Origin of the sequence: Corynebacterium sp. HMSC05C01, from assembly GCF_001807155.1 — a bacterium.
Lineage (GTDB): Bacteria > Actinomycetota > Actinomycetes > Mycobacteriales > Mycobacteriaceae > Corynebacterium > Corynebacterium coyleae.
Genome location: NZ_KV787940.1, coordinates 35,247 through 51,852, shown reverse-complemented (window position 1 = coordinate 51,852; position 16,606 = coordinate 35,247). Strand labels below are relative to the sequence as shown.

Here is a 16,606-nt window from a genome sequence, read left to right as displayed (position 1 = left end):
AATTTTTATGCCTACACCGCACTAATTCCGCGGCGAATATCAGAACGCTCGAAGATCTGGTTCTGCAGCTTCTGAATCACAAACCCCACAAGCGAACCCAGCACTACACCCAGCACCATGCCCAGAAGCGGGTACTGCTGCAGGAGCGTGCCACCCAAATACCCCATGCCGACACTCAGGCAGGCCCACAGGATCACGCCGATGGTGTCGAAAAAGAAGAACTTAAACCAGTTGTAACGCACCGACCCCAGCACAATCGTGGCCACCCAACGCGCCCACGGGAGGAACCGCGCAACAATAATCATCGCGCCCGCACCCCGGTTCATGTTGGCCCGCACCCACGTAATCGCCTGGCCAGCCTTCGAATCCGGATCCAACCTATCCACCCGGTGAATCAACTTCGCGCCTAGGGCGAAACAAATATTGTCGCCGATAATCGCACCGATAATCGCCGCGATGATCACACCCCACACGTTTGGCACACCACGCGACGCGGAAAACGCACCAGCCAGATTCAACACCGTTTCAGACGGCACCACCGGCGCCAACGCATCCGAAACGATCAGCAACACGACGAGTGGGTAAAAGATCGGCAACCCCATCAACGTATGCAAAAACTCAATGAGTGAATCGACCACGCTGCGTCCTCCTTTCCACCCCAACAACTCCGCGCCAGGGCACCAACGCAGTGTAATGCCAGGGGCGAGAAAATCCCCCGTCCGTATAACCATGTGCTAGTTGTCTGATAAGAATGAGGAAGTTTTACCGCTCATACGCTTAGTGGGAATCGAGGAAAGGTCAGCGTGACTGCAAACGGCAAGACTCTCGTGATCGTGGAGTCCGCGACAAAGGCGAAGAAGATACAGAAGTATCTCGGCGACGATTACATCGTGGAAGCATCGGTGGGCCACATCCGTGACCTGCCGGGCCGCGCCGCCGACATCCCCGCGAAGTACAAAAACGAGCCGTGGGCAAAACTCGGCGTCAACCCGGAGAAGGGCTTCGACCCGATCTACGTCGTGTCCGCTGACAAGAAAAAGAAGGTCACCGACCTGCGCGCCAAGCTCAAGCAGGCCGACAAACTCCTGCTGGCAACAGACCCGGACCGCGAAGGTGAAGCGATCGCGTGGCACCTGCTTGAAACCCTTAAGCCGAAGGTGCCGGTAGAGCGCATGGTGTTCAACGAGATCACCGAATCTGCCATCCGCGAAGCCGCCGAAAACACGCGCGAACTCGACATGGATCTCGTCGACGCCCAAGAGACCCGCCGCATCCTCGACCGCCTCTACGGCTACGAAGTTTCCCCCGTGCTGTGGAAGAAAGTCATGCCGCGACTGTCCGCCGGCCGCGTCCAATCCGTGGCTACCCGCGTCATCGTCGAGCGCGAACGCGAGCGCATGGCGTTCATCGCCGCCGAATACTGGGATTTGGTTGCTTCGCTCGCCCACTCCTCCGAAGAATTTGACGCCAAACTCGTCTCCCTCGACGGCAAGCGCATCGCCCAGGGCCGCGACTTCAATGACCGGGGAGAGTTGGTGTCGGATGCGGTGGTCGTCGATAAGCAAAAAGCGCATTCGCTTGTCGACGACCTCGGCACCGCACCGATGCACGTCACCGCAGTGGAAGAAAAGCCCTACTCGCGCAAACCCTACGCACCGTTCATGACCTCGACGCTGCAGCAAGAAGCCGGCCGCAAACTCCACTTCACCTCCGCGCGCACCATGCGCATCGCGCAACGCCTGTACGAAAACGGCCACATCACCTACATGCGTACAGACTCCACCTCCCTGTCCAAGCAGGGCCTGGACGCCGCACGCGCCGCAGCACGCGAGCTCTACGGTGCCGACTACGTCTCCGCCAAGCCGCGCGTCTACGACCGCAAGGTGAAAAACTCCCAGGAAGCCCACGAGGCGATCCGCCCCGCCGGCGAACGCTTCGCCACCCCCGGACAACTGGCGGGCGCGCTGGACGCCGAAGAGTTCAAGCTCTACGAACTGATCTGGCAGCGCACCGTCGCCTCCCAAATGGAAGACGCACGCGGCAACTCCACCAAGATCACCATCGCCGCCGACGCCGCCGGTGAGGCTTGCGAGTTCACTGCAACCGGCCGCACCGTCACCTTCCCCGGCTGGCTGCGCGCCTACGCCGACCGCCAATCCAACGAAACCCGCCTGCCGCAACTGGCCAAGGGCGACGAACTGACCACCAAGTCCGTCACCGCCGACGGCCACACCACCAACCCGCCTGCGCGCTACAACGAAGCGTCGCTGGTGAAAAAGATGGAAGAACTCGGCATCGGCCGCCCGTCCACCTACGCGTCCATTATCAAGACGATCCAGGACCGCGGCTACGTCTTTGTCCGCGGCAACGCACTCGTGCCGTCCTGGGTGGCGTTCTCCGTCGTTGGGCTTTTGGAAAACAACTTCGACGCACTCGTCGACTACGACTTCACCTCCTCCATGGAAGACGAACTCGACGAAATCGCCCACGGCAACCAAGACCGCACCAAGTGGCTCACCGGTTTCTACTTCGGGGACGCCGACGCCAAGGAATCCATGGCCCAAGCCCTCGCGCGCCGCGGTGGACTGAAGCACATGATCGAGAACAACCTCGAATCCATCGACGCGCGCGCCGCGAACTCGCTGACACTTTTCGACGACGCCGAAGGCCGCCCCGTCGTCGTCCGCGTCGGCCGCTACGGCCCCTACATCGAGCGCGTCGTCGGTAAGACCGCCGAAGGCGAGCCCGAGTACCAGCGCGCCAACCTGCCCGAATCCGCAACCCCGGACGAAATCACACTCGAGATGGCCGAGAAGCTCTTCGCCACCCCGCAGTCCGGCCGCGAACTGGGGGAGAACCCCGCCAATGGGCGTGTGGTCGTCGCAAAGGAAGGGCGCTTCGGCCCATACGTCACCGAGCTTGTGCGTGACGACGAACGCACCACCGCCGAAGCCCGCGCCGAAGAAATCATCGCCGCCGAGCGCGCCGAAGAGGACAAACAGCGCGCCGAAGAAGGCAAACGCGCCAAGAACTGGGAAACCAAAACCGCCGCCGCGCAAAAAGAAAAGCGCATGGCGCAGTTGGTCGACGAGCAGCTCAAACCCGCAACCGCCTCCCTGTTCGCGTCGATGGAACCGTCCTCCGTCACACTCGAAGAAGCGCTGAAACTGCTGTCGCTGCCACGCGAAGTCGGCGTCGACCCCGCCGACGGCGAAGTCATCACCGCCCAAAACGGCCGCTACGGCCCATACCTGAAGAAGGGCACCGACTCGCGCTCGCTCGCGTCCGAGGACCAGATCTTCTCCATCACCTTGGAAGAAGCCCGCCGCATCTACGCCGAACCGAAACGCCGCGGCCGCGCCGCCGCCAAGCCACCATTGAAGATGCTTGGCGACAACGACGTCTCCGGCAAACCCATGACCGTCAAAGACGGCCGCTTCGGCCCATACGTCACCGACGGCGAAACCAACGCGTCGCTGCAACGCGGCGACACGCCAGAGACGATGACGGACCAGCGCGCCAACGAACTGCTCTCCGCGCGCCGCGCCCGTGAAGCCGAAGACGGCGGCAAGAAAGCCACCAAGAAAAAGACGACAAAGAAGAAGGCAACCAAGCGCGTGACCAAGCCGAAGCAGACCACAAAACGCGTGGTCAAAGCTCGCAAGCGCTAGGGATTGCACAATATAGTGGACAATTCCTTTACAAGGGTTGTGCTGTGCGCTTAGCGTGCATGGCATGACATTTCGCGAGATTCTCGAGGCCCTGGCGCACGCCGACATCAGCGTGCTCCAGGGTTTCGACGAGTCCGCGCCCGCCTTCGCCGCCCTCGATCCCGCCCTGAAACGCAAGTGGGCGCAGGCGCACGCCACCTACTTCGGCGCGACGAAGTTCACCCGCAAACAAGCCGACGCGCGCCGCTTGGCCGCCGGGATGCCGCTCGACCAGATCTGCCTGCTTGAGCGCAAACTTGCCGCCGTCGCCGACCTTGCCGAGCGCTGGCGCCTCCGCCTCGAACTGTTGCGCTTCCGGGGCTCCTACAAAGCGCTGTCGCGGCGTATCGACGACACCATCACCACCCCGAAACCCACCCCCAAGAAGCAGTGCCGCTTCTCCAAATCACGCTCCGGGATGCGCAACATGTCGCTGACCTACTCCGAGCGCGATATCGCGGACCTGGAACACCTGCTGCGCTCGCTCATCGACCCGTCACTGCCCGCCGCCGAGCAAATGGCCGACGCGTTGGTGAGCCTGCTGCGCGGTGGCGCTGGGGGTGCTGACGGCGCCGGTGCCGGCGCTGCTGGGGCTGGCGCCGGGGTCGCCATGCCGTATGCCGCCCCGCGCCCCATCATCCTGGTGCCGCTGCCGGAGTGGACCCGCATCCAGTCCGGCCACGGCGACGAAGTGGAGCTCATCCTTACCGACGGCACCACCATGACCGGCGCCGAATTCCTCGCCCGCGAGTTCGGCGCCGACCTGGAGGTTGCCGCGTTCCACCCTGCAGAGGGGGCGGTGAACCTCTACCGGGCGAAGCGCTTTGCTAACGACAAGCAGCGCACGTTGGCGTCGATGATGTCGCCGACCTGCCCGGTGCCAGGCTGCCGTCACGGAGCCGATCACTGCGAAATCCACCACATCACCGCCTGGCGACACGGCGGGGAAACCAACCTGGCCAACCTCGTGCCCCTGTGCAGTTACCACAACGGCACGAACGACGACGACCCGTGGATCGTCAGACGGGGCCGAATATGCATCCGGGACGGCATCCCAGTGTGGGTCTCACCCAACGGATACGAAGTGCCGAACGACACCCCCGGAGCCATGCAGCTCCTGTTCGGAAACAACTGACCGGGCGCGATTGAGCGCGCCCGCAGGCCTGAGTTCTGCCGCGCTGCGCTGGGCCGGGGCTGCTGCCGCGCCGCGCTGCACTGGGGCCGCGCTGGGCGGTGCCGCCGAGCCCTATGAGCGGTCCGCCATTGTGGAGCGCACCGGGCGCGCCAACTGCGTCATCTTGTTGCGCCCGCGCAACTCCACCGACTTCATCAGCGTCCAGCGCTGCTGCTCAACCTCGTTCGCCGCGCGCAGGGTTGCGGCGTTGGTCAGCACCATGCCCGGGGTGTCCTTCGCCAGGTCGGTGAGGCGGGCGGCGCCGTTGACGGCGTCGCCGATCACGGTGTACTCGAAACGGTCCTTGCCGCCGATGTGGCCAGCGACCACGTGGCCCGAGGCGACACCGATGCCGGCCTTGAGCTCGAAGCCTTCCAAGCCGCGCTGGATTTCACGGGCGGCTTGGAGGGCGTGCGAGGCGGCGTCGTGAAGCGAAACTGGCGCTCCGAACACCGCAAGCGCCGCATCGCCCTGGAACTTATTAATCACGCCCTTGTTGCGGTGCACCACCTCAACGACAACCTCGAAGAACTCGTTGAGTGCCTCCACGACCTCCTCGGGGGTGTGCTGGACGGTGTAGGTGGTGGAGCCGACGACGTCGATAAACAGCACCGCGACCCTGCGTTCCTCGCCGCCGAGCTGCGGGCGCTCCTCAAGCGCCTTCTGTGCGACCTCAGCACCGACGTACTTGGCAAACACGTCGCGAACACGCTGGCGGTCCTGCAGACCCCGCATCATCTCGTTAAAGCCGGCTTGGAGGACGCCGATCTCGGAGCCGTCGTAAATGTCCACCTGCGTATCGCCCTCACCGCGGCGCACACGGTTGATGGCGACCTGCAGCTCCTTAATCGGATCGACGACGATCACCGTCGCAAACGACGTCCCCACAAACCCCGTGAAAATACCCGCCGCGATCAGCGCCACGATCGCCGCCGTCATCTCACCCGGGGTGTCCCGGAAGTAGCCGACGCGCTGCGCCACAGCCAGCAGCAGCACCCCGACCATCGGCACGGCGGAGGTGGTGAACCACGTCAGCATCAACCGAGACGCGATCGGCGGCTGGAGCGTCGAATCCTCGAACCGCCGCGCCAGCGCCGACGCCGCAATCGGACGCACGAGACGCTCCGCCTGCAGATACGTGAGCACCGACACCACAAAACACGTCAGGATGGTGGTGGCGAGGACGACGATGCCCAGGGGGACGTCGACAAGCAACGTGCGCACCGTGACAATCGCAATGCCCAACCCCCACACCGCAACAACGATGATCGTCTGCAACACCGGCAAACGCATCACCAAATGCCGCACCATGTTCGGGTCATGATCATCCGGGCGCCGCTGCCACTCCAGCACCGGCCGGAACAGGAAAAACGTGACGATCATGCCGAGCACAACAGCGATCGCCGCATACAACACCCCGATAAACCCAAGCTGGCCGTTGAGACCTAACTCGTTGACGGCATCCATCGGGATGAGGAAGCGCACGAACAACATGCAGCCCACGGCGCCGAGCAGGTTGGTGCCCAGCACCGTCGCGGCATAGAGAGGCCACGACGTGCCCCAAAGCCACTGCAGCTCGCGCCAGATACGTTCCATGGTCTATCACCTTAGCGCGCGGGTACTCTGGTCACCTGTGACTACCCGCAGCGTTAGTGAGCGTTTGGCTGGCACCCCGGCGGTGCGCGACATCATCTTGTCGGCGGCTGCCACGGCGAGGGGGCAGGGGGATGCGTATGCGATGACGCATGCGTGGCTGTTTACGGGCCCTCCGGGCTCGGGGCGGTCGAATGCGGCGTTGGCGTTTGCGGCGGCGTTGATGTGTGAAAACCCGGACGAGATTGGGTGTGGGCGGTGTAAGGGGTGCCGTGATGCGTTGGCGGGGTCGCATACGGATTTGGTGCATGTGGTGCCGCATACGTCGACGATCAAGGTGGATTTTGTGCGTGATGAGATCGTCGCAAAGGCAGCTCGCTTACCGACGGTCGCCCCCTGGCGCGTTGTCATCATCGAAAACGCGGACCGCCTTGCCACGTCGATCACCACCGCGCCGGCTGACGCGCTGTTGAAGACGGTGGAGGAACCGCCGGAGCGCACCGTGATCATCATGTGTGCGCCGTCGACGGATCCGCAGGACTTTTCGCAGACACTGCGTTCGCGCTGCCGGCATGTGTATGTGCCGTCGCCGTCGGAGGATGAGTTGGTGCGCATTCTCGTCGAAGAGGAGGGGGCGTCGGAGCATGATGCGCGCCTGGCGGCGGTGTCGTCGCTACGCCATATTGGCCGGGCGCGGTTGTTGGTGCGTTCGGAGGCGATTCAGCAGCGTCGCGCGATGGCGATCAACTTGGCCGAGTTGGTGTTTCACGGCCCGCAGGCGTTTCAGGCGGTGGGGTCGTTGCTGAAGGCGGCGGAGAAGGAGGCCGTCGAGGCGCATAAAGCTGACGACGAAGCCGAGCGCGCCAAGCTCGAAAACGCCCTCGGCATGGGTGCGAAGGGGAAGGGGGCGGCGAAGGCGCTGCGGTCGGTGGCGTCGTCGGTGCGCCAGTTGGAGGAGGAGCAGAAGCGTCGTGGCACGCGCCGCAAGCGCGACATGCTGGACCTCGTGTTGGTGGACCTGGCGGGGGTGTACCGGGATGCGATGGTGGTGCAGTCGGGCGCCGAGGTCGGTCTGACGCACCCGGATTTTGAGGGGCTCGCGCGTGAGATTGCCGGCCAGGTGTCGGCGGAGGGGCTCGTGGAGTGCCTCGAGGCGATCGGCCAGTGTCGTGAGCGCCTGGACCAGAACGTGACTCCGGCGGTGGCGTTCAACGGCATGATTGGCCGCATAAGGCTCGCGTGCAACGTGTCTTAACCTGCGGGTTTCGCAGGTCGCGCCCGCTAGGTTAAGCTGTCTTCCCGGTGCAGCATTGCTGCCCGGCCACCTTAGCTCAGTCGGCAGAGCGTCTCACTCGTAATGAGAAGGTCGCGAGTTCGATTCTCGCAGGTGGCTCACCCAAAAGCCCAGGTAAAACGGTGTTTTACCTGGGCTTTCTTTTCGTTTCGCGCGCTCCGGGTTGTCGCTTAACCCACATTGCACAGCTCGGGATACAAAGGGTCTGGCCCTAGGTGCACAAAGACCCCGCACTAGGCGGGGTCTCCGGCAATGTGGAGTTGCACACGACGTGCAATCTCTACGCTTCGAACAGTAATGGAAAGCCATTGGTTGGCACAAGAGGGGCGAGCCTGGGTGGCTCAATTTTTTTGCCCTAGCCCGGGCAGGAAGCGCGGTACGACTTTGCCGACGGCGTTGCGCGGCAGCTTATCGACGAAGTGCACGTCCCGGGGGATCGAGTGATCGGCCAAGCGTGAGCGCACCCAGTCGCGGACGGCTTCCTCGGTGATTTCGGCGGTTTTGACGACCCAGACGGCGATGCGTTTGAAGGTGTCGTCGTCGTCGACGCCGTGGGCGTAGACCTCGCCGATGCCGGGCATGTCTTCGAGCACTTCCACCACGGATTGGGGGTGGACGTTTTCGCCGCCGACGATGATCATGTCGTCGCTGCGTGATTGGACGTGGAGGTAGCCGTCGGCGTCGATGTAGCCGAGGTCGCCCATTTCGATGAGCCCGTCGATTTCGACGGTGGGGGTGTTCGGGTTGGTGTAGCCGCGCAGTGCGGTTTCGTTGTGGAGGAAGATGCGGCCGGTTTGGCCGGTGGGGGCTTCGCGGCCGTTGTCGTCGTAAATTTTGAGAACGGTGCCTGGCGCAATTTTGCCGACGGTGGTGGGGTCTGCCTGCATTTGTTCGGGGGAGGCGGCGGCGGCGAGGGCGAGTTCGGTGGAGCCGTAGATGTTGGCCAGGATGGGGCCGAAGCGTTCGGTGGTGTGGCGCAGTAGTGACGGGGTGACGGCGTTGCCGGCGGTGGCGAGGTAGCGCAGCGACGAGGTGTCGTAGTTTTCGTCGAGGTCCAGCATGTGTTTGAAGAAGATCGGCGAGGAGATGAGGCCGTCGCAGCGGAATGCTTCGATTTGGCGGAAGCAGTTTTCCGGGTCGAATTCGCGTTGCGTCACGATGGTGGAGCGGGTTGCTAGCGCGACTTGGAGGGCGGACCAGCCCCAGGTGTGGAAGATGGAGGCGGTGAGTTGGATGGTGTCGCCGGCGCGCCAGGGGATTGCTTCGAGGTATCCGGCGACCACGAATGGCAGGCGTGGTTCGGGGCGCACGATGCCTTTGGGGATGCCGGTGGTGCCGGAGCTCATCAGGACGAGGTTGCCGTGTTTGGGCCAGAGGGGCAGTCGCTTGTCGACGACCCCTTTCACCACCACGTCCTCATACGCGCGCACCACGGGTATGTGGGGGATGTCGTTGGGGATGCGGTCGGCGAACTCGTCGTCGATAAAGAGGATGTTGATGTCGTTTTCGGCGATGATGCCGCGCAGTTGCTCGGTGGAGGAGCCGATGTTGAGAAGGAAGATGTGGCCTCCGGTGTAGCCCTTGGCGCCGAGGGGTAGGACGATGCCGCGGCCGTTGCGGGCCATGACGCCGATGCGTAGTTCGTCGAGGCCGCGCTCTTCTTTCTGGGCCAGCAGCCACTTGGCTACGGTGCGGGAGTCTTCGCGCAGTTGGCGGTAGGTCAGCGCCCCGGTGTCGTCGATAAGAGCGAGGCGATCGGGCACTGCTGCGGCGCCTTGTTCGATTTCGCGGGCGGTGGTGAACCAGTAGCGCGCGAGATTCGGGATGAGTGCGAGCGCTGCGCGGGGGCCGCCTTCGGCGCTGATGATGCCGGCGCGTGTAACGGCGGGCACGAATCGCGCGAAAGACTTCAGTAAGAACAGCGGACGATGGGTGGGACGCATGAGGATAATGTAGCCTACCGATACGTAAGTGTCTCGCGTGAAAGGATTTTCGTGTCTGTTTTCCGACGTCTCGCAGCCGCCTTTGTGGCCGCTGCCGCCCTCGTCGCCCCACTGACCCCGGCCGCCCACGCGCAGGAGCGCAACATGGTCATCTTCGGCGACTCCGTTATTTCCGACCCCAACATGGGCCAGTGGGCCGCCGGCAAACTCGGCCTCGACCCGCGCGGGCGCTCCGACAACGGCAGCTGGTGCCCGACCTCCGCCACGAACTGGGGCAAGCGCTCCGCCGCGAAACTTGGCCTGCCTGCGCGTGACTACTCCTGCACCGGCGTGGTCACCATTTCGAAGGGGCCGGGCTTCTTTCAGCAGGTCGACCGCGCCATCGCGGACCGCGGCCTGTCGCCAGCAACCGCACGCGTGATCATCTCCGTCGGCTTCAACGACACGTACAACAACAATTCGCGCCCCGACGCCGACGTCCGCCGCGACTTCACCCGCTACATGGTCCCGCAGATCAACCGCATCCGCGCCGCCGCCCCGAACGCGCGCATCCAGATCGTCGGCTACCCGAAGGTCACTGCCGGCGACCGCGTGTGCCTGTTCCACATCGCCCCGAATGCCTCCGATTGGACGCGCTTCCAGGAAGTTCAGCGTTGGGAGAACCTCGCCCAGTGGATGCAGGTCGACGCCGCTCGCGCCGCCCGCGTCGAGTTTTTGGACCTGAAACCGTCCACGATGAACAACAACATGTGCGCCCCGGATAACCAGCGCATGTGGGCTGGCCTGGTCGATTTCTACGGCGGGCCGGGCAACCTGCCGATCCACGTGAACCAGCGTGGCCACGAGCACGTGGCAAATATCATCGCCCGCTCCTAGTCTGGGAGGGCATGACACAGACTGTTCAAGGAGTAATCGCCCGCGAAAAGGGCGCGCCCGTCGAGGTTGTGGACATTGTGATCCCCGACCCCGGCCCAAACGATGTTGTGGTCAAGGTTCAGGCCACCGGCGTGTGCCACACGGACCTTGCCTACCGCGACGGTGATATTGCAGACGAGTTCCCGTTCCTGCTCGGCCACGAAACGGCCGGCGTCGTGGAAACGGTGGGCTCGGATGTCACCCACGTCGAAGAAGGCGACTTCGTCGTGCTGAACTGGCGCGCAGTCTGCGGCGAGTGCCGCGCCTGCCGCAAGGGGGACACGAAGAACTGCTTCAACACCCACAACGCGTCCCAAAGCATGACGCTTGACGACGACACCCCGCTCACCCCAGCCTTAGGCATCGGCTCCTTCGCCGAAAAGACCCTTGTGCACGAGAAGCAGTGCACCAAGGTGGACCCGGAGGCGGATCCGGCCGCGGCGGGGCTGCTCGGCTGCGGCATCATGGCCGGCCTGGGTGCTGCCGTGAACACCGGTGAAGTGCAGCGCGGCGAGTCCGTCGTCGTGTTCGGCCTCGGCGGGGTAGGTCTTGCGGCCGTGGCGGGTGCTGCGTTGGCGGGGGCGTCGACGGTGGTGGCGGGGGACGTCGATAAGCGTAAGTGCGATGTTGCGACCGAGAAGTTCGGCGCAACCCACGCCATCTGCTCCAAGGATATGAGCGAAGACGACGTCATCGAGGCCGTGCGCGACCTCACCGGCGGCTTCGGCGCGGATGTGGCCATCGACGCCGTGGGCATCCAACCCACCTGGCGCCAGGCGTTCTACTCCCGCGACCTCGCCGGCCGCATGGTCATGGTCGGCGTGCCCAACCAGACCGACCACGTGGACATTCCCGCGATCGACCTGTACGCCCGCGGCGGCTCCATCAAGCCGGCCTGGTACGGCGACTGCCTGCCGGAGCGCGACTTCCCCACGTACGTTGAGCTGTACAAGCAGGGACGGTTCCCGCTCGGCGAGTTCGTCTCCGAACGCATCGGCGCCGGGGACATCGAGGAATCGTTTGAAAAGATGAAGCGCGGCGACGTGCTGCGAAGCGTGGTGGAGTTCTAAATGCGTATCGACAACGTCATCACATCCGGCCTGTTCAAACTCGACGGCGGCGAATGGGAGGTGGACAACAACGTCTGGATCGTCGGCGACGACTCCGAGGTCTACATCATCGACGCCGCCCACAACGCCCAAGCCATCGCCGACGCCGTGGGCAACCGACGCGTCAAGGGCATCCTGGCCACCCACGGCCACTCCGACCACATCGACGCCGCGCCCGAGCTGTCGCGGCTTGTCGACGCCCCGGTGTACCTGCATCCCACCGACGGGTTCCTCTGGCAGCGCGAGAACCCAGGCGCGCACTACCGCCCGCTTCTCGACGGCGCCACCTTCGACATCGCCGGCACCGAACTACGCGTCATGTCCACCCCCGGCCACTCGCCGGGCTCCGTGGTCATCTACGCCGAGGAAGCCGGCGAGTTGTTCTCCGGCGACACCTTGTTCCAGGGCGGGCCGGGCGCGACGGGACGTTCCTTCTCGTCCTTTGACACGATCATCCACTCTCTGCAGAAGTCCGTCTTGGACCTGCCACCGGAGACGGTCGTGCGCACCGGCCACGGCGACCACACCACGATTGGCGACGAAGCCCCGCACCTGGAGGAGTGGATCCGCCGCGGCTTCTAATCGCGTTCCGGCGCTGCGCCCGCTGCGCTGCCCGGCGCTTCGGCGTTTTGTAGCGCCACCGCCCGGGCGAGGCGAGCGTAGCGCAGTTCCTGTTCGCGGAAGCGGGTCCAGGTGGAGATCGTCGTAAAGAAAAATGCGATGACCAGCAGGTAAAGCATCAGGTCCGTGCCGCGGTCCACGCCGAGCCAGTTGGCCAGCACGGTCACATCGTCGGGGCGAACGATCGCCCACACGGCGGCGAGGATCATCAGCACGAAGCCCAACTTCACCCACGCCTTCGCGTTCGCCTTGCGGCGGTTAGCGAAGAAGAACCACGCCAGCGCCACAATGGCCAGCAGCAACAACGCCTGAATCATGGCAGCCTCCTTGCCACGAGCCCATCCGCGAGGATGTTCACCCCGTTGATCAACGATTGCCCCTTGGACATGGAGTATTCGGTGTAGAGAATATCCACCGGCTCTTCGTCGACGCGCCAGCCGAACTTCTCGATCATCGCGACGATCTCCGAGGCGTGCGACATCCCGTTCATGCGGATGTTCATCTCGTCGGCGACCTTCTTGTTAAACGCGCGCAGCCCGTTGTGCGCATCCGACAGGCCGAGTTTGCGGGTGCGCGGCGACAGCATCACCACCGTTTTCAGCACGACGCGCTTAATCCACGGCACCTGCGAGTTGTCTTGGCCCGCAAACCGCGTACCGACGACAATATCCACCGGCTCCGTCCGCAACCGCTCAACCATGCGCGCCACGTCTTTGACCTGGTGCTGGCCGTCGGCGTCGAAGGTGACAAAGTACTTCGCGCCGGGCTGCGCACGCGCGTACTCCACGCCGGTCTGGATCGCTGCACCTTGGCCGAGGTTCACCGGGTGGTTGACCAGGTGGGCGCCGGCGGCGCGGATTTGTTCGGCGGAGTTGTCGTGGGATCCGTCGTTGACGGCGACGATGTTGGGGAAGGTTTCGCGGGCGTGGCTGAGCACGTCGAAAATGACCGTGCCCTCGTTGTAACAAGGCACGATCAGCCAAGTGTCTGAAAATCCGGTCATGTCGCTTAAAGAGGTTACTCGCCGCGGTGGAAGAGCACGGAGTAGACGCGCTTAGTTAGCCCGATGGGCAGGGCGCGGTACAGGTTGCGCACGGCGAGGTTCACCAGCGCGCGCGGCCGCGAGATCAGCCCGTATTCGACGAGGTTGGCCTGCATGGTGCGCTCGGCGCGGCGGGTGTCGGCGCTGGCGCGGCGTCGCAGTTGATCGTCGGTGACGCGGAAGTAGGTCAGTGGCTCGTCGAGGTTGGCCAAGGTGTGGCCGGCGGCGATGAGCCGGGCCCACAGGTCGTAGTCCTCCATGAACGGCACGTGTTGGTAGCCTCCGGCGGCTTTCACGGCGTCGGTGCGGAAGGTGACGGCGGGGTGGTTGAGCGGGGAGTTGATCTTCACGTACGCGTTCGGGTCGCGTGGCAGCGTGCGGATGGTGCCGCGGTCGCCGGGGGTGTGTTCGAACTCTTCCATGGCGCTGCCGAGCGCGGCCACATCCGGGTGCGCCTCCAGGTAGGCGAGCTGTTTGGCGAAGCGTTCCGGTTTGGCGGCGTCGTCGGAGTCGATGCGTGCGGTGTAGGTGGCGTTGATCGTCGCTAAGCCTGCGTTGAGTGCCCGGCCGAGGCCGACGTTTTTGGGCAGTTCGACCACGCGAGCGCCATGCTTTGCGACGACCCCACGCACCGCCCCAGACACCTCCCCGTCAAAGACCACCACAACCTCGTCGGCGGGGCGCGTCTGGTCGTTGAGCGAGTTCAGCGTGAGTTCGAGTTCGTCGGCGTCGGTGGCGTGGTAGACGCTCATGAGGGCGGAAAGGGTGGGCATTAGGCCTCCTCGGCGGCGTCGATAAGGTAGCGGCCGTAGCCGGATTTGAGCACGGCCTCGCCGAGTGCGCGCAGTTGGGCGGCGTCGATGAAGCCTTCCCGGTAGGCGGCGACCTCCGGCGAACCGATGACGGTGCCGGTGCGCTTCTGCAGCACTTCGACGTAGGAGCTGGCCTCGCTCATCGAATCGATCGTGCCTGTGTCCAGCCACACATCCCCGCGGTGCAGGCGGTGCACCTTCAGGTCGCCGCGGCGCAGGTAGGCCTCGTTGACCGAGGTGATCTCCAACTCGCCGCGCGCCGAGGGGGTGATGTTCTTGGCGATCTCCACCACGTCGTTGTCGTAGAAATACAAGCCCACCACCGCAAAGTTCGACTTAGGTTGGGCCGGTTTCTCCTCGATGGACAGGGCGGTGCCGTCCGCGTCGAAGTCCACCACGCCGTAGCGCTGCGGGTCCGACACCTCGTAGGCGAAGATCGCCCCGCCTTCAATCTCACGCACCTGGCCGAGCGCTTCCAGGATGCCGGCGCCGTCGAAGATGTTGTCGCCAAGCACCAGGGCGACGGCGTCGTCGCCAATGAAATCCTCGCCGATCAAAAACGCTTGGGCGAGGCCTTCCGGCTTCGGCTGTTCGGCGTAGTGGAGCATGATGCCGAGGTGGGAGCCGTCGCCAAGCAAACGCTCGAAATTCGCCCGATCCTCCGGCGTCGTGATGATCAGAATCTCCCGAATACCAGCGCTGATCAGGGTGGAGAGCGGGTAGTAGATCATCGGCTTGTCGTAAATCGGCATCAACTGCTTCGAGATGCCCTGTGTAATCGGGTACAGCCGCGTACCCGATCCGCCCGCCAGAATGATGCCTTTCATAGCCCCGAAGTCTAGTGGGCAGCCAACTTCCCACTAACTTCCCATGTTGGTAAGTAGTTGGGAAGTTGATTGGGAAGCTCTACTTCGTAAGCCGGTACCGCTGTTTCGGGCTTCGAGAAGGCTCAGTGCGTTCAACTCGCCCTTCTTCCATCAGCTGATTCAAAGCCAACTGGATTGCGCTGCGGCTTCTCCCCGTTGCATTTCTTAGTTCAGTGCTTGACCAGGAATGTTGTTCATCGAAAAGTCGGAGAACCTGTTGGTAAGCCGTTTCATGAGTTTCTTCAGCAGCGACTTTCCTCTTATGAAAAGTCACAGAGAAATGCGTGAGAGAATTACTGAAAACAGGAGGCGGCATAAGCGCATCAGCGGTCGCTCGTGTCATCGTCGCGATACCCGTACCTCTATTTTCAGCGACGAGACCCCCGTCATCGAAATGAAGGTCTTCCAAAAAAGTTGCTAGCTGTTGGTTTCTCGTAGAAGACGCACCAGGGGTTCCCAAATTCTCCTTAGTAACACCGCCGTAAAGTCCGCCAGGATTAGATATGACTAGCCTGTCCACGAACATGTCGATCTGTACTGGTGTGCCGAGTGCAGTCGGGGAATAATCGCGATGCATAAGTGCGTTGACGAGTGCCTCGCGAACTGCGATTTGAGGATAGTCCGGTAAATCTCGGCGGAAAACTCCTTCTATAAGACCAGCAGTTCGCATATTTTTCTCAACTAGGCGGACACCTTCGTCTACCAGCTCGGGGATAGGGCCTCTAAGTCGCGCACTATCCAGCAGTCGAATTCCTTCTCCTACCTCGCCTTTTTCGGCACCTGGATAGAGGGCGAAAGTGACTGTCAGTCGTGGATAGAATTCTTGAGGAAAGTCGCCCATTGCTAACAGTGCTGCGAAGGTAGGGGAGTCGCCTTGGAGCACTTGAAGCCGTCGGAGCGCGATGTCTTCCCCGTCCTTAAAGGTCTTCGGACGTGAATTGCGTTGTTGCTGAAGGTAGGACCGAAGAATATTTTCATCTAAGTCGGTTAAGCGTGCTTCTTCGACGGGAGTGCGATCCCAGCGTGGTTGGTGGCTTTCCTCGCGCAATCGATCCACTTCATACGCGGTAAGGCGATGTTCGCTTTCGCCTAAACGGATATAGCTGCCACCGTAGGGCCCACGTGCGGTGATATAACACGGTTTATCAAACGGAGCCATTTCTTTGAAATGTGCAACGACGACACTGGAACCTTCGAATGGCATGACTTCGACCGTTGGACGGACTGGCGGAGTGAGCTTCTCGCAAAATGAATTTAGAGAGTCTTGAGTTTTCCGGGAATCGAAGTTGGGAACCGGGGTGAAACCCGATTCTTCGTCGATTCCAAAAATGATGATTCCGCCGTCTTTGTTAGAAAAAGCACTGAGTGTTTCCAACATGTTTTTGCCGGCGCCGGATTTAACTTCTACGTGCTGCTGTTCAGTACCGATTATGCGGAGTTTGTCTAGCAGCTGAGCAAGATCGACCGGCAACATGCCACCAACTTACCAATCAACTTCCCATGTTGGTAAGTAGTTGGGAAGTTGAT

General features: G+C 62.8%; 14 protein-coding genes and 1 tRNA gene. 7 read left to right on the top strand and 8 right to left on the bottom strand.

Going from position 1 to position 16,606, the window contains the following annotated elements:
- Window positions 1-11: 11 nt before the first annotated feature.
- The gene (locus HMPREF3145_RS01715) at window positions 12-638 is read right to left on the bottom strand and encodes a DedA family protein (RefSeq protein ID WP_070421536.1); all 627 of its coding nucleotides are present in this window, start codon (window positions 636-638) and stop codon (window positions 12-14) included.
- 165 nt (window positions 639-803) lie between these two features.
- On the opposite strand from HMPREF3145_RS01715, the gene topA reads away from it, so the two are divergent.
- Window positions 804-3,671, top strand: a complete 2,868-nt coding sequence (gene topA / locus HMPREF3145_RS01710; RefSeq protein ID WP_070421535.1) for a type I DNA topoisomerase — start codon at window positions 804-806, stop codon at window positions 3,669-3,671.
- Window positions 3,672-3,735: 64 nt separating this feature from the next.
- Window positions 3,736-4,845 (top strand): HNH endonuclease signature motif containing protein, encoded by a 1,110-nt coding sequence (locus HMPREF3145_RS01705; RefSeq protein ID WP_070421534.1) that lies wholly within the window; start codon window positions 3,736-3,738, stop codon window positions 4,843-4,845.
- 111 nt (window positions 4,846-4,956) lie between these two features.
- On the opposite strand, the gene HMPREF3145_RS01700 is transcribed toward HMPREF3145_RS01705, so the two are convergent.
- Window positions 4,957-6,480 (bottom strand): adenylate/guanylate cyclase domain-containing protein, encoded by a 1,524-nt coding sequence (locus HMPREF3145_RS01700; RefSeq protein ID WP_070421533.1) that lies wholly within the window; start codon window positions 6,478-6,480, stop codon window positions 4,957-4,959.
- A 37-nt stretch (window positions 6,481-6,517) separates the two neighbouring features.
- Here HMPREF3145_RS01700 and HMPREF3145_RS01695 point away from each other — a divergent pair, with 37 nt between their 5' ends.
- On the top strand, window positions 6,518-7,732 hold the full coding sequence (locus HMPREF3145_RS01695; protein ID WP_070421532.1) for a DNA polymerase III subunit delta': 1,215 nt from the start codon (window positions 6,518-6,520) through the stop codon (window positions 7,730-7,732).
- 65 nt (window positions 7,733-7,797) lie between these two features.
- Window positions 7,798-7,870: transfer RNA gene (locus HMPREF3145_RS01690), tRNA-Thr, on the top strand.
- 242 nt (window positions 7,871-8,112) lie between these two features.
- Here the strand turns inward: HMPREF3145_RS01690 and HMPREF3145_RS01685 are convergent.
- On the bottom strand, window positions 8,113-9,714 hold the full coding sequence (locus tag HMPREF3145_RS01685; protein ID WP_070421531.1) for an AMP-binding protein: 1,602 nt from the start codon (window positions 9,712-9,714) through the stop codon (window positions 8,113-8,115).
- A gap of 51 nt (window positions 9,715-9,765) precedes the next feature.
- Between HMPREF3145_RS01685 and HMPREF3145_RS01680 the strand changes: the two genes are divergently transcribed.
- From HMPREF3145_RS01680 to HMPREF3145_RS01670, 3 genes are read left to right on the top strand one after another with little or no spacing between them, the layout of a single operon-like run.
- Window positions 9,766-10,590: a GDSL-type esterase/lipase family protein gene (locus HMPREF3145_RS01680; protein ID WP_070421530.1), complete on the top strand. Its 825-nt coding sequence runs from the start codon at window positions 9,766-9,768 to the stop codon at window positions 10,588-10,590.
- 11 nt (window positions 10,591-10,601) lie between these two features.
- On the top strand, window positions 10,602-11,699 hold the full coding sequence (locus tag HMPREF3145_RS01675) for an S-(hydroxymethyl)mycothiol dehydrogenase (RefSeq protein ID WP_070421529.1): 1,098 nt from the start codon (window positions 10,602-10,604) through the stop codon (window positions 11,697-11,699).
- Window positions 11,700-12,320 (top strand): MBL fold metallo-hydrolase, encoded by a 621-nt coding sequence (locus HMPREF3145_RS01670; protein ID WP_070421528.1) that lies wholly within the window; start codon window positions 11,700-11,702, stop codon window positions 12,318-12,320.
- Here the strand turns inward: HMPREF3145_RS01670 and HMPREF3145_RS01665 are convergent.
- From HMPREF3145_RS01665 to HMPREF3145_RS11405, 5 genes are all read right to left on the bottom strand, one after another.
- On the bottom strand, window positions 12,317-12,676 hold the full coding sequence (locus tag HMPREF3145_RS01665; RefSeq protein ID WP_070421527.1) for a DUF2304 domain-containing protein: 360 nt from the start codon (window positions 12,674-12,676) through the stop codon (window positions 12,317-12,319). The genes HMPREF3145_RS01670 and HMPREF3145_RS01665 overlap by 4 nt on opposite strands.
- Window positions 12,673-13,362, bottom strand: coding sequence for a glycosyltransferase family 2 protein (locus HMPREF3145_RS01660; protein WP_070421526.1), 690 nt, complete (start codon window positions 13,360-13,362; stop codon window positions 12,673-12,675). The genes HMPREF3145_RS01665 and HMPREF3145_RS01660 overlap by 4 nt, the downstream gene beginning before the upstream one ends.
- Window positions 13,363-13,376: 14 nt before the next feature.
- Window positions 13,377-14,174: a glycosyltransferase gene (locus tag HMPREF3145_RS01655; protein ID WP_070421525.1), complete on the bottom strand. Its 798-nt coding sequence runs from the start codon at window positions 14,172-14,174 to the stop codon at window positions 13,377-13,379.
- Window positions 14,174-15,040, bottom strand: a complete 867-nt coding sequence (gene rfbA / locus HMPREF3145_RS01650; protein ID WP_070421524.1) for a glucose-1-phosphate thymidylyltransferase RfbA — start codon at window positions 15,038-15,040, stop codon at window positions 14,174-14,176. The genes HMPREF3145_RS01655 and rfbA overlap by 1 nt, the downstream gene beginning before the upstream one ends.
- Before the next feature lie 79 nt (window positions 15,041-15,119).
- On the bottom strand, window positions 15,120-16,553 hold the full coding sequence (locus tag HMPREF3145_RS11405) for an ATP-binding protein (protein ID WP_070829323.1): 1,434 nt from the start codon (window positions 16,551-16,553) through the stop codon (window positions 15,120-15,122).
- Between the last annotated feature and the right edge of the window lie 53 nt (window positions 16,554-16,606).